Below are 13,149 nucleotides of genomic sequence, written 5' to 3'. Positions count from 1 at the left end.
CGTTCGCCGTGACCATCCAAGAACCTGTCCCCATCCCGCCGCTCGCCGGATTCACCGTCGGCGTCACCGCCGCACGCCGGGCCGAGGAGCTCGCCGGCATGCTGGAGCGCCGCGGCGCCGCCGTGGTGCACGGACCCGCACTGCGGATCGTTCCGCTCGCCGACGACACCGAGCTGCAGGACGCAACCCGCACGCTCATCGCCGAACCGCCGGACATCACCGTGGCCACCACGGGCATCGGGTTCAGGGGCTGGGTGGAGGCGGCCGACGGCTGGGGGCTCGGCGAGGACCTGCTTGCCGCGCTCGGCTCGGGGACGCTGCTCGCGCGCGGCCCGAAAGCGCGCGGAGCGATCAGGGCGTCCGGGCTGGTCGACGCGTGGTCGCCGCCCTCGGAGTCGTCGGCCGAGGTGTTGGAGTACCTGCTCGACGCCGGTGTCGAGGGCAAGCGCATCGCCGTTCAGCTGCACGGCGAGCCGCTCCCCGACGTGGTCGAGGCGCTCACTCTCGCAGGCGCGGAGGTCGTGGAGGTGCCCGTGTACCGGTGGCTGCCGCCGGTCGACATCGGGCCGCTCGACCGCCTGACCGACGCCGTGCTCGCCGGTGGCGTCGACGTCCTCGCGTTCACCAGCGCGCCCGCGGCGGCGAGCATGCTGGCGCGGGCCGACGAGCGTGGGGTGCGCGACGAGCTGCTCGCGGCGATGCGCGGGCCGGTGCTCGCGCTGTGCGTCGGGCCCGTGACCGCGGCGCCGCTGGTTGCGGTCGACGTCCCGACGCTCGCCCCGCAGCGCTCACGGCTCGGGGCGATGGTGCGGCGGTTGGAGTCGGAGATGCCGGCCAGGGCTCGGCAGCTGCCGGTCGCCGGGCGGTGGCTGGAGCTGCGCGGGCAGGCCGTGCTGGTCGACGGTGTGCTGCGCAGCGTCCCACCAGCGGGAATGGCGTTGTTGCGGGCGCTGGCCAGACGCCCAGGGCGGGTGGTTGCCCGAACCGAGCTGTTGCGGGCGCTGCCCGGTAGCAGCAACGACGAGCACGCGGTGGAGACGGCCATGGCCCGGCTGCGCTCGGCGTTGGGCGAGCCGAGGCTCGTCCAGACCGTCGTCAAGCGCGGCTACCGGCTGGCGCTCGACCCGGCGGCGGGGCCGTTCCCGGCGAGCGGGCACTGCCTGAACGGCACCTCCCGTTGAGCGCTGATCTGCTGCTCGTCGCGCACGGCACCCGTGATCCGGCGGGAGCGGCGGCGACGGAGCAGGTGGCGGAGCGGGTGCGGGCGGCGCTGCCCGGGGTCGGGGTTGCGGTGTGCTTCGCCGACGTGCGTGGGCCGACGGTCGCCGAGGCGCTCGCCGGGCAGCCGGGGCCTTGCGTCGCGCTCCCGATGTTCCTCGCGGCCGGGTACCACGTGCGGGTCGACGTGCCGGCGCAGCTCGCGGCGACCGGACGCGCGGACGTCGTGCTCGCCGACGCGTTCGGGCCCGACCCCGCGCTGGTCGACGGGGTTGCCGCGCGGCTGCGGGAAGCCGGGTGGCTGGACACGGACGCCGTCGTGCTCGCCGTCGCGGGTTCGAGCGACCCGCATGCGCAGGCCGACGCGCGCACCGCGGCGCGGCGGTTGGGGCGTCGCCTCGGCGGGCCGGTCACGCTGGCGACGATCGCCGCGGGTGGGCCGCGCGTCCCCGAGGCCGTGGCGGAGCTGCGTGCGGCCGGCGCCGAGCGGATCGCGGTGGCGTCCTGGCTGCTTGCACCGGGCCTCTTCCAGCGCAGCCTCGACACCTGCGGGGCCGACGTCGTCGGCGCGCCGCTCGCCGACCACCCGGCCGTGATCGAGACGGTCGTCGCGCGCTACCGCGCTGCTCGCAGCGCCCGCCGCACCGCCTAAGGAGCGCCCTGAACGACTGGGACCTACTGCGCGGGGTTGCCAGGTGGTGAGGTCGGCGTTCCGCAGAGGTAGGTAACTCTGCCATTCGCGCCGTTACGCAGAGGCCGCGAAGCAGGGAGCCTTCTCCTATCGGGCGGAAGTGTCCGCCCCACTCGGGAGAGAAGCTCTGAGATGGACGAGGACACCACCTGGATGGACATGGCGGGTGCGGACGAGCGCACCACCGTCGTGCGGGCTCGCCTCTTCGATGGTGACGACGGTGCCCGCCGGGCTCGCCGCCTGCGGATCACCGGGGTCGTCCTCGGCGCGACGTGCCTGGTGGCCCTCGGTGTGGTCGGGGTGGCGCCCGCCATCGCCCGGGTCGCCGCCGGTGCCGGCATCGACGAGGTGTTGCCGGCGCCGTTCAGGTCGCCGGCCGCGGCCGCGAAGCCGCCTCTCCTCCCGCCCCCGCCGGAGCCGGCTGCGCAGATCGCGCCGCTGCCCGAGCCGGAGCCCGAGGTGGAGAAGGCCGTGCAGCCCGCGCCGGAGAAGAAGCCGGTGACCCGCGCCCCGGTGACGGACCCGATCTACCCGCCCACCACCGAGCCGAAGCACGAGCCGCAGAAGCACGAGCCGGACAAGCACGAGCCGAGCAAGCATGAGCCGGACAAGCATGAGCCGGACAAGCATGAGCCGGACAAGCATGAGCCGGACAAGCACGAGCCGGACAAGCACGAACCGGACAAGCACGAGCCCGACAAGCACGACCAGTCGAACTCGGAGAACACCGAGGGCTCGTCCCAGAACTGACCCCAACTTCCCCACCGTTTTGCCAACCTGCACGCCCTCCGGGGTCTGCAAATTGGCAAAACGGTGGGGAAGTTTTGGCTATGTGAGGTCGAGGGCCTTCGCGATCGGCACCCCCGGGCGGTACGGCAGGTGCAGGTACGAGGGTGCGTCGAGGACGGTCAGGTCGGCGCGTTTGCCGGGGGCCAGCACGCCGATGTCGTCGCGCCGCAGCGCACGCGCCGCGCCTGTTGTTGCTGCCCACAGCGTTTCCTGCGCCGTCATGCCCATCTCACGGACCGCGAGCGCGATCATCAGCGGCATCGAGGACGAGTAGCAGGTGCCGGGGTTGCAGTCGGTCGCGAGCGCGACGGTCACGCCGGCGTCGATCAGCCGCCGGGCGTCCGGGTAGGGCGACCGCGTGGAGAACTCGACGCCGGGCAGCAGGGTCGCCACGGTGTCACCGCCGGCCAGCGCGTCGACGTCGGCGTCGGTCAGGTATGTGCAGTGGTCGACGCTCGCCGCATCGAGCTCGACGGCCAACCGGACGCCCGGACCGGCGGCGAGCTGGTTGCCGTGCACCCGCAGCTCCAGCCCGGCCGCTCGGCCGGCCATCAGGACGGTGCGCGACTCGTCCTCGTCGAAGGCGTGCGAGCTCGCCGGCTCGCAGAACACGTCGATCCAGCGGGCGTGCGGCGCGCAGGCCGCGAGCATCTCGCCGCTCACCAGCTCGACGTAGGCGGCGCGGTCGGCGCCGGAGGGCACGACGTGGGCGCCGAGGAACGTCGTCTCCGCGGTGTGCTCGCGCGCGATCCGCAGCGCCCGCTCCTCGTGGGCGACGGTGAGCCCGTACCCGCTCTTGACCTCGACCGTTGTCGTCCCTTGGGCCCGCATCTCGGCGATCCGGCGCCCGACGAGCGCGCGCAGCTCGGCGTCGGACGCCGCGCGGGTGGCCGCGACGGTCGACGCGATCCCGCCGCCGTCGTACCGCTCACCGGCCATCCGGGCCGCGAACTCGGCGGAGCGGTCGCCGCCGAACACCAGGTGGGCGTGGGAGTCGACGAACCCGGGTACGACCGCGCGCCCGCCCACGTCGATGCGGCGATCCGCGGCCGGGGCGTCGGCGGCGGCCCCGATCCACTCGACGATCCCGTCGGCCGAGGCGACGAGCGCGGCGTCGGACAGCACGCCGAGCCCGTCGTCGTGGGTGACGAGCTCACCGATCCCGCTCACCAGAACGCTCACTCGCCCGCCCCCTGCCGGAGTGCCAGGAAAGCCACTTTCCTGGCAACCGGCGCCAGGAAAGTGGCTTTCCTGGCAACCGGAGCCGGCCTGCTTTGTGGGTTCATGCGTCCTTCCAGAGAGGGATGATGGCGTCCGCCAGCAGCCGCCCGATATCGCCGAGACGGTGCTGCCCGCCGCTGACGACGATCTCACCACCGGTGATCACGGTGTCGACGTCGGCTGCGGTCGCCGAGAACAGGATCTGCGCAGGGTCGCTCCCGGCGGTGCGGACGGTGTCGGTGCGCACCGCGACCAGGTCGGCGACCGCGCCTGCGGCGAGCGCCCCGGCATCCGGGCGTCCGATCGCGGCGTGCCTGGTCAGGGCCTCGAGCACCTGCATCGGAGTGAACCGCCCCCGCTCCCCGGTGGCGAGCCGCTCGTGCATCTCCAGCGCCCGCGCCTCCTCGATGAGGTCGACGACGGCGTGCTGGTCGCTGCCCAGCGAGAGCGGCACGCCAGCGTCGTGCAAGGCCCGAGCCGGGCCGATGCCGTCGGCGAGGTCGCGCTCGGTGGTCGGGCAGAGGCACGCACCCGTGCCGGACGCGCCGAGGGCCGTGACGTCGGCGTCGGTCAGGTGCGTCGCGTGCACCGCCGTGGTCGACCGGCCGAGCACACCCTCGGCTTCGAGCAGCGCCGTCGGCGTCAGGCCGTAGTGCTCGATGCAGGCTGCGTTCTCCGCGGGCTGCTCGGAGAGGTGGACGTGCAGGGGTCGGCCGGCCGCCGCCTCGACGACGGTCCGCAGGTCGGCGCGCGGGACGGCACGCACGGAGTGCACCGCCACGCCGCCGGCCGACCCACCGGCGACCCGCGTGGCCCAGGCCTCCGCGGAGCCGTCGGAGAACCGGACCTGCACGTCGTCGAGCGGCTTCCCGAACCCGCCGGTGAGGTAGCACGTGTCCAGCAGCGTCAGCCTGACGCCGGCGTCGGCCGCGGCCTGCGTCAGCGCGTGGCCCATCGCGTTGGGGTCGGCGTAGGCGCGCCCGCCGCGGTCGTGGTGCAGGTAGTGGAACTCCCCGACGCCCGTCACCCCGGCCAGCGCCATCTCCGCGTACGCGGCGCGGGCGAGCGCGAGGTACGACTCCGGATCGAGCCGGTCGGCCACCGTGTACATGCGCTCGCGCCACGTCCAGAACGTCCCGCCGCGGTCGTGCGTCCGCCCGCGAAGGGCACGGTGGAAGGCGTGGCTGTGCGCGTTCGCGAACCCCGGCAGCGCCACCCCCGGCAGCACCGTGGCGTCCGCCGCCGCGGTGCCGGGGGTGACGGCGACGAACCGGCCGTCCGCGACCTCGAACGTCACGTCGCGGGCCGGCCCGCCGGGCAGCAGCGCGTCGGCGGCCCAGAAACGGCTCATCGGGCGAGCTCCTCCAGCACCTGTGCGAGCGCGGCGACGCCGGCCTCGCAGTCGGCCTCCTCCGCGTGCTCGGCGGGGGAGTGCGAGATCCCCGTCGGGTTGCGGACGAAGAGCATCGCGGTCGGCACCCCGGCCGCGGCGAGGATCCCCGCGTCGTGGCCCGCGCCGGTCGCGAGCACCGGAGCGTCGTCGAGCAGCGCCGCCAGCCGGTCCGCGAGCGCGGGTGCGAAGGCGGTCGACCCCGTCCACGACTCCTCGGCCACCGTGCCGCCGTGCTCGCCGACCAGATCGGCGACCTCCGCGACGACCGCGCGCACCTGCTCGGTGTCGGCGCCCCGCGCGTCCAGCCAGCCCGTGACGTGCGACGGGATCGCGTTCACCCCGTTCGGCTCGACGTTGACCTTCCCGCACGTCGCGACGACGCCGTGGCGCACCGCCGCGGCGCGGGCGCCGAGCACGACGGCGGCGAACGCGAGCATCGGGTCGGCGCGATCCTCCAGGCGGGTCGTCCCCGCGTGGTTGGCCTCGCCCGGCAGGTCGAACCGCCACCGCCCGTGCGGCCAGATCGACGAGCCGACGGCGACGGCCCGCCCGATGTCGACGAGCCCCCTGCCCTGCTCGACGTGCAGCTCGACGAACGTCCCGATCCGGCCGACGGCCTCCGGGTCGGCGCCGACCCGGGCCGGATCGCGGCCGGCGCGGGAGAACGCCTCCGCCATCGAGATCCCGGACGCGTCGGTCAGCGCGCGGGCGCGGTCGGCCGTCATCGCGCCGGTGATGATCCGCGATCCGGCGCAGGCGACGCCGAACCGCGCGCCCTCCTCGTCGCCGAAGTTCGCGATCGCGACCGGACGCGCGGGCGTGAACCCCTTCGCGCGCAGCTCGTCGAGCGCGGCGAACGCCGAGACGACGCCGAGCGGGCCGTCGAACGCGCCGCCGTCGGGGACGGAGTCGAGGTGCGAGCCGAGCACCACACCGGGGCCGTCCGCGTCGGGGTCGCCCCACCACGCCCATTGGTTGCCAGCGCGGTCCTCGATGACGTCGAGCCCGCGGTCCGCGGCTTCACCGCTGAACCATTCCCGCAGCGTGGCGTCCTCACCGGTCCAGGCGAAGCGCCGGTACCCGCCGGTGCCTCGGTGCCTGCCGATCGGCTCGATGTCGGCCCACATCGACCGGAAGCTCACGACACCACCGTCCCGGCCGGGTAGATCATCTCCGCCGGCGGGCGGGTGGTCCGCTTCGCCCACGGGTAGTAGAGCCCTGCCGTCACCGCCAGCCCGACGAGCCACGAGATGTCGGCGCCGCCGAGCGCGACGGCGACCGGGCCCGTGTAGAGGGCCTGCGCCATGAACGGCACCTGCACGACCACACCGACCGCGTACGTCACCAGCGCGACCGTGTTCCACCGGCCGTAGCGCCCGTCGGGGTCGTAGAGCGCGGGGACGTCCACCTTCTCCTTGGAGATCAGGTAGTAGTCGACGAGGTTGATCGCGCTCCACGGCGTGAACACCATCAGCAGCGCCAGGATGAACTGGCGGAAGCTGCCGAGGAAATCGGCCGACGCCAGCAGCGCGATCAGCACCGAGACCAGCAGGAACCCGCCGATGAACGCCACCCGGCCGGCCTGGGAGACCCGCGCGGCCCTGGTGAACGACGTGACGGTGGTGAGCAGGCACATGAACCCGCCGTACGCGTTCAGGCAGTTCACCGTGAGCTTCCCGACGACGATCACCAGGAAGATCGCGACGGCGAGCAGCCCGCCGCCGCCGAGATCGCCGAGGAACCCGACCTGCCTGCTCAGGAAGCCCGATGCCGGCACCGCCGCGATGAGCGCGCCGAACGTCATCGACCACTGCGAGCCGATCACGCTGCCCCAGAAGGTGGCGTGGAACGTCGTGCGCTCCGGGGTCTCGCGCGGCAGGTAGCGCGAATAGTCCGCGACGTACGGGCCGTAGGTCAGCTGCCAGCCGGCCGAGAGCGAGATCGCGAGCAGGAACGTCGCCAGGTCGAACGGCTTGACGCCCAGCAGCGAGCCGACGTCGTGCTGCGTGAACAGCCGGATCGCCAGGTAGGTGAACCCGACGATCCCGACGACGGTCGAGATCCGCCCCATCATGTGGATGTGCCGGTACCCCAGCGTCGCGACGACGGCCGTCAGCGCCCCGAAGATCAGGATTCCGACCGCGGGCACCGGCACCTGCAGGATCTCGTTGATCGCCTGCCCGGCGAGCACCGTCCCGGTCGCGGCGAAGCCCAGGTAGAGCAGCACGACCAGGAGCAGCGGCACCACCGCGCCGTAGACGCCGAACTGGGCCCGGCTGGAGATCATCTGCGGCAGCCCGAGCCGCGGCCCCTGCGCCGAGTGCAGCGCCATCACGGCGCCGCCGGCGAGGTTCCCGATCAGCAGCCCGATGATCGCCCAGAGCGCGTCCGCGCCGAAGACGACCGCGAGCGCGCCGTCGACGATCGCGGTGATCTGCATGTTCGCGCCGAACCACAGCGTGAACTGGTTGCGCGGCGAGCCGTGCCGTTCGGCGTCGGGGATGACGTCGATGGAGCGGTACTCCATCAGCCGTTCTCCGCCATCGGGACGCGGATGCCCTGCTCCTCGGCGACCGCGGCGGCGTCCTCGTAGCCGGCGTCGGTGTGCCGGATGACGCCCATCGCGGGGTCGTTCGTCAGCACCCGCTCGATCTTCTGGGCGGCCAGCTCGGTGCCGTCGGCGACGGTGACCTGCCCGGCGTGCAGCGAGCGCCCGATGCCGACCCCGCCGCCGTGGTGGATCGACACCCACGTCGCCCCGGACGCGGTGTTGACCAGCGCGTTCAGCAGCGGCCAGTCGGCGATGGCGTCGGAACCGTCGGCCATGGCCTCGGTCTCCCGGTACGGCGAGGCGACCGAGCCGGTGTCGAGGTGGTCGCGCCCGATCACGACCGGCGCCGAGAGCTCGCCGGAGGCGACCATCTCGTTGAACCGCGCGCCGGCCTTGTCGCGCTCGCCCTGTCCGAGCCAGCAGATCCGGGCCGGGAGGCCCTGGAACGCCACCTTCTCCCGCGCGGCCCTGATCCAGCGGTGCAGCCGGTCGTCGTCGGGGAACAGCTCCAGCACGGCGTCGTCGGTGGCGTGGATGTCGGCGGGGTCGCCGGAGAGCGCCGCCCACCGGAACGGACCCTTGCCCTGGCAGAACAGCGGGCGGATGTAGGCGGGGACGAACCCGGGGAACGCGAACGCGCGGTCGTATCCGCCCTGGCGGGCCTCGTCGCGCAGCGAGTTGCCGTAGTCGAACACCTCGGCGCCGGCGTCCTGGAACCCGACCATGGCCTCGACGTGCTTCGCCATCGAGTCGCGGGCGCGGTCGGTGAATTCCTCCGGCTTCTTCTTGGCGTAGTCGTCCCAGTCCTCCAGGTCGACGCCGTCCGGCAGGTAGGAGAGCGGGTCGTGCGCCGACGTCTGGTCGGTCACGATGTCGACCTCGACGCCGCGGCGCAGCAGCTCCGGCAGGACGCTCGCGCAGTTGCCGACGAGCCCGACCGAGAGCGCCTTGCGTGCCGTGCGCGCGGCCGAGCAGCGCTCGATCGCGTCGTCCAGATCGGTGGCCAGCTCGTCGAGGTAGCGGTGCTCGACGCGGCGGCGCAACCGGGCGGCGTCGACGTCGATCACGAGGCAGACGCCACCGTTGAGCGTCACCGCGAGCGGCTGCGCGCCGCCCATCCCGCCGCAGCCGCCGGTGACGGTCAGCGTGCCGGCGAGGGTGCCGTTGAACCGCTTGTCCGCGACGGCCGCGAACGTCTCGTAAGTGCCCTGCAGGATGCCCTGCGTGCCGATGTAGATCCACGAACCGGCCGTCATCTGGCCGTACATCGTGAGGCCGAGCTGCTCCAGCCTGCGGAACTCCGGCCACGTCGCCCAGTCGCCGACCAGGTTGGAGTTCGCGATCAGCACGCGCGGCGCCCACTCGTGGGTGCGCAGCACGCCGACCGGGCGGCCGGACTGCACGAGCATCGTCTCGTCGTCGGCGAGCGTCGTGAGCGTGCGCACCATGGCGTCGAACGAACGCCAATCGCGCGCGGCGCGGCCGGTGCCGCCGTAGACGACCAGGTCGTCGGGCCGCTCGGCCACCTCGGGGTCGAGGTTGTTCTGCAGCATCCGCAGCGGGGCCTCGCTCTGCCAGCTGCGAGCCGTGAGCGTGGTGCCGCGCGCTGCGCGGACGGGTCGGGCGCCTTCCATGGAACTGATCTCCTAGTCGAGTGGGCCGGTGACGGATTCGGCGGCGGCCAGCGCGGTGCCCGATGCCACATAGCCGACCGCGGCCTCGATCTCGGGCGCAAGGTATCGATCGGGTCCCGGGCCGGCGACGAACGTGCGCAGGCCGGCGCGGACGGCGGCGGTGGCGGTGGCGGGGGCGAGCGGGCCGCGCAGGTCGAGCGCGCGGGCGGCGGTGAGCAGCTCGACGGCGAGGACGCGCGTGAGGCCGTCGACGGCACGGCGCAGCTTGCGGGCCGCGGCCCAACCCATCGATACGTGGTCCTCCTGCATCGCGCTCGACGGGATGGAGTCGACCGAGGCCGGCGCGGCGAGGCGCTTGAGCTCGGACACGATCCCGGCCTGCGTGTACTGCGCGATCATGTGGCCGGAGTCGACACCGGGGTCGTCGGCGAGGAACGCGTTGAGGCCGTGGCTGCGCGACGGGTCGAGGAACCGGTCGGTGCGGCGCTCGCTGATCGAGGCCATGTCGGCGGCGGCGATCGCGAGGAAGTCGAGCACGTACCCCACGGGGGCGCCGTGGAAGTTGCCGTTGCTCTCGACGCGCCCGTCGAGCGTCACGACCGGGTTGTCGACGGCGGCGCACAGCTCGCGACCGGCGACCGTCTCGGCGTGGGCCAGCGTGTCGCGCGCGGCACCGTGCACCTGCGGCGCGCAGCGCAGCGAGTAGGCGTCCTGCACGCGCGTGCACTCCGGGTTGCGGTGGCTCGCCATGATCGCGGAGCCGGCGACCAGCTTGCGCATGTTGGCCGCGCTCGCGGCCTGCCCGGGGTGCGGGCGCAACGCCTGGAGCTCGGCGGCGAAGACGGCGTCGGTGCCCATCAGGGCCTCGACGCTCATGGCTGCGGTGATGTCGGCGGTGCGCAGCAGCATCTGCAGGTCGTGGCAGGCCAGCACCAGCATGCCGAGCATGCCGTCGGTGCCGTTGATGAGCGCCAGCCCTTCCTTCTCCTTCAGCGCGATGGGGGCGATGCCGGCCTCGGCGAGCGCGTCCGCCGCGGGGCGCAGCTCGCCGTTGCGGTCGCGCACCTCGCCCTCACCCATGGCCGCGAGCGCGCAGTGCGCGAGCGGCGCGAGGTCGCCGGAGCAGCCGAGCGAGCCGAACTCGCGCACGACGGGGGTGATGCCGGCGGTGAGCATGGCGGCGTAGGTCTGCGCGGTCTCGGGACGCACGCCCGTCCGTCCGGTGGCCAGCGTCGAGAGGCGCAGCAGCATCAGCGCGCGCACCACCTCGCGCTCGACCTCGGGGCCGGAGCCGGCGGCGTGCGAGCGGACCAGGCTGAGCTGGAGCTGCGCCCGGCGGTCGACCGGGATGTGCCGGGTGGCGAGCGCGCCGAACCCCGTCGACACGCCGTAGTGCGGCACGACGTCGTCGGCCAGCGCCTCGACGACCTTCCGGCTCGCTGAGATCTCGTCGAGCGACTCGGTGGTGAGCGCCGTGCCGGCACCCTCCCGAGCTACGGCGACGATCTGTTCGGGGGACAGCGGGCCGATGCCGACATCTACAACATGCATCGGTCCATGGGACACCCTGGCCTGGGCCTCACACCATGGCCGGACGGCCACGACTGTCCGGGATACCGGACAGTGGCCCAGGCCCACTACGGTGCGGCACATGACCGGTGGGGTGAAGGTGCCGGCGGCGCAACAGGTCCTCGCCATACTGGGCTACCTCGCCCGGCAGGCCGGCCCGGTGCAGGCCGCCGCGATCGCCCGCGACCTCGAACTCCCGCGCTCCACGACGTATCAGCTGCTCACGACGCTGGAGGCGGCCGGCTACGTCACCCACCTGACCGACGAGAGGCGCTACACGCTCGGGCTCGCGGCGCACGAGCTGGGCACCGGGTACGCGCGGCAGGCGCCGCTGCAGCGGCTCGCGCGGGTGCCGCTCGCCCGGCTCGTCGACCGCACCGGACATACCGCCCACATGGCCGTTCTGCACGGGCGCGAGGTGGTCTACGTGATCGAGGAGCGGGCGCCCGGCCGGCCGCCGCTCGTCACCGACGTCGGGGTGCGGCTGCCGGCGCAGCTCACGGCGAGCGGCCGCGCGATGCTCGGCGCGCTGCCACCCGCTCAGGTCCGGGCGCTCTTCCCGGACGCGGGCGCGTTCGTCACCCGGCACGGGACGGGCCCGCGCTCGCTCTCGGCGCTGCGACGGCTGCTCGTCGACACCCGCCGCACCGGACACGCGTGGGAGGACGGCGAGGTCACGCCCGGTTTCGCATCGATCGCCGTGGCCGTGCTCGACCACACCCGCCACCCCGTCGCGAGCGTCGCCGTGACCTACCCGAGCGTGCTCGACGGCGACGACCTGCGCGAGCTGATGGTCGACGAGGTCGCCCGCACCGCGCGCGCCATCACGGCCCGCGTCGGCGGCCGGTAACCGTCGACAACGACGTTTTGGCTGTTGTGAGCGCTAACAAACAGCCAAAACGTCGTTGTCGACGCTCACCGGCGGGGCTTGGGGAGGCGGCCGTCGACGAGCAGGACGCCCTCGGCGCGCAGGCGCGCGCTCTGCTCGGCCGCGATGTGCGGCGCGCAGGTGCCGTTCGCGCGCAGCACGCGGTGCCACGGGATGTCGTGCCCGTCCTCGGCGAGGATCCGCCCGACCAGCCGGGGTGAGCGCAGCCCGGCGCGTTCGGCGATCTCCCCGTAGGTGGATGTCTCACCCGGCGGGATCGCACGGACCTCGGCCCGCACCCGCTCCAGCGTCTCCTCGTCCACGCCCTCAGCCTTCCAGGAATGCCCGCGTCGGCGCGGCGACCTCGGCGGGGCGTTCGAGGAACAGGTTGTGACCTGCGTCGATGTCGACGACGGTCAGATCGTCGCCGAGCTCCGCCCGGCATGCGGCGACCCACTCCGGCTGCACCAGCTCGGCCTTGCCGGCAGGCAGCAGCAACGTCCGGGTGCCGGCGGGCGGGGGGACGGCCGGCCGGGCGATCTCGCTCCACGACGCGATGATCGCCGCGCGCGAGTAGCGGAACCGGAAGTGCCCGTTCTCCTCGGCGAGGTGCTCGGCGAGCTCGGACTCGATCTCGTGCGGCGGGATCGCCGTCCACTGCGATTCGAGGTAGACGCGGGCAGCCGCGCGGTCGGGGAAGAACTCGTCGGTCCGTCCCGACTCGGCGCGCTCCAGCATGAGCATCGGATCCAGCCCGATCGCCGGGTCGAGCAGCACCAGCCGCTCCACCCGCTGCGGCGCCAGCCGGGCCAGGTGCACGGCGATCAGCCCGCCGAACGAGTGCCCGGCGACCGCGGCCCGCTCGAGATCGAGCGCGTCGAGCACCGAAACGAGGTCGGCGACGTGCTGTTCGATGCCCCATGGCGGCGCCCACGGCGAGCGGCCGTGCCCGCGCAGGTCGACGCCGTGCACCCGGACGGACGGCAGCTCGGCGGCCAGCCCCGCCCACCGGGCCGCATGCCCGGTGACGCCGTGCAACGCGAGCAGCGGCACCCCGTCGTCGGGGCCGAACGAGCGGACGTGCAACGGGGGAGCGGCCACGCCGCCATCGTGCCAGCCGAAGTTCCCCACCGTTTGCCGACTTGCACGCCCTCCAGGGCCTGCAGGTTGGCAAAACGGTGGGGAAGTTGGGTGGGTCGCCGCGGGTTGGCGCAG

Annotated in this window: 12 protein-coding genes and 1 pseudogene; 3 read left to right on the top strand and 10 right to left on the bottom strand. The window is 73.6% G+C overall.

Translation table 11 applies throughout. The features are described from left to right. Positions 1-8: 8 nt before the first annotated feature. Positions 9-1,181 carry a uroporphyrinogen-III synthase gene (locus LL648_RS00785; protein ID WP_232660400.1) on the top strand — a complete coding sequence of 391 codons (1,173 nt, stop codon included), beginning with the start codon at positions 9-11 and terminating at the stop codon, positions 1,179-1,181. Further along, the gene (locus LL648_RS00780) at positions 1,178-1,870 is read left to right on the top strand and encodes a sirohydrochlorin chelatase (protein WP_232660399.1); all 693 of its coding nucleotides are present in this window, start codon (positions 1,178-1,180) and stop codon (positions 1,868-1,870) included. The genes LL648_RS00785 and LL648_RS00780 overlap by 4 nt, the downstream gene beginning before the upstream one ends. 566 nt (positions 1,871-2,436) lie before the next feature. Here LL648_RS00780 and LL648_RS45685 read toward each other — a convergent pair. The 8 genes and pseudogenes from LL648_RS45685 to hutH form a co-directional block, all read right to left on the bottom strand. Further along, the gene (locus LL648_RS45685) at positions 2,437-2,565 is read right to left on the bottom strand and encodes a hypothetical protein (RefSeq protein WP_374111970.1); all 129 of its coding nucleotides are present in this window, start codon (positions 2,563-2,565) and stop codon (positions 2,437-2,439) included. Beyond that, a pseudogene (locus tag LL648_RS45680) lies at positions 2,535-2,741 on the bottom strand (hypothetical protein); the annotation flags it as partial. The gene LL648_RS45685 and the pseudogene LL648_RS45680, both read right to left, overlap by 31 nt. Beyond that, a complete protein-coding gene (gene hutI, locus LL648_RS00770; RefSeq protein ID WP_232660397.1) occupies positions 2,738-3,880 on the bottom strand; it encodes an imidazolonepropionase in 1,143 nt (380 codons plus the stop codon). The gene hutI and the pseudogene LL648_RS45680, both read right to left, overlap by 4 nt. Before the next feature lie 100 nt (positions 3,881-3,980). Further along, on the bottom strand, positions 3,981-5,270 hold the full coding sequence (locus tag LL648_RS00765; protein ID WP_232660396.1) for a formimidoylglutamate deiminase: 1,290 nt from the start codon (positions 5,268-5,270) through the stop codon (positions 3,981-3,983). Further along, positions 5,267-6,439 carry an allantoate amidohydrolase gene (locus LL648_RS00760; protein ID WP_255684339.1) on the bottom strand — a complete coding sequence of 391 codons (1,173 nt, stop codon included), beginning with the start codon at positions 6,437-6,439 and terminating at the stop codon, positions 5,267-5,269. Before LL648_RS00760 ends, LL648_RS00765 begins: the two co-directional genes overlap by 4 nt. 11 nt (positions 6,440-6,450) lie before the next feature. After that, positions 6,451-7,839 (bottom strand): purine-cytosine permease family protein, encoded by a 1,389-nt coding sequence (locus tag LL648_RS00755; protein WP_232660394.1) that lies wholly within the window; start codon positions 7,837-7,839, stop codon positions 6,451-6,453. Further along, positions 7,839-9,497, bottom strand: a complete 1,659-nt coding sequence (gene hutU, locus LL648_RS00750) for a urocanate hydratase (RefSeq protein ID WP_232660393.1) — start codon at positions 9,495-9,497, stop codon at positions 7,839-7,841. Before hutU ends, LL648_RS00755 begins: the two co-directional genes overlap by 1 nt. Positions 9,498-9,509: 12 nt before the next feature. Next, positions 9,510-11,048: a histidine ammonia-lyase gene (hutH, locus tag LL648_RS00745; protein ID WP_232660392.1), complete on the bottom strand. Its 1,539-nt coding sequence runs from the start codon at positions 11,046-11,048 to the stop codon at positions 9,510-9,512. 100 nt (positions 11,049-11,148) lie between these two features. On the opposite strand from hutH, the gene LL648_RS00740 reads away from it, so the two are divergent. Continuing rightward, positions 11,149-11,916 (top strand): IclR family transcriptional regulator, encoded by a 768-nt coding sequence (locus LL648_RS00740; RefSeq protein ID WP_232660391.1) that lies wholly within the window; start codon positions 11,149-11,151, stop codon positions 11,914-11,916. Between the two features lie 65 nt (positions 11,917-11,981). On the opposite strand, the gene LL648_RS00735 is transcribed toward LL648_RS00740, so the two are convergent. Both LL648_RS00735 and LL648_RS00730 read right to left on the bottom strand, forming a co-directional pair. After that, positions 11,982-12,257: an MGMT family protein gene (locus LL648_RS00735; RefSeq protein ID WP_232660390.1), complete on the bottom strand. Its 276-nt coding sequence runs from the start codon at positions 12,255-12,257 to the stop codon at positions 11,982-11,984. Between the two features lie 4 nt (positions 12,258-12,261). Next, positions 12,262-13,035, bottom strand: a complete 774-nt coding sequence (locus tag LL648_RS00730) for an alpha/beta fold hydrolase (RefSeq protein WP_232660389.1) — start codon at positions 13,033-13,035, stop codon at positions 12,262-12,264. Positions 13,036-13,149: the final 114 nt, after the last annotated feature.

Origin of the sequence: Pseudonocardia sp. TRM90224 (assembly GCF_021245725.1) — a bacterium.
Taxonomy (GTDB): domain Bacteria; phylum Actinomycetota; class Actinomycetes; order Mycobacteriales; family Pseudonocardiaceae; genus Pseudonocardia.
The sequence above is the reverse complement of the archived record's forward strand: the minus strand, read 5'-3'. Positions and strand labels throughout refer to the sequence as shown.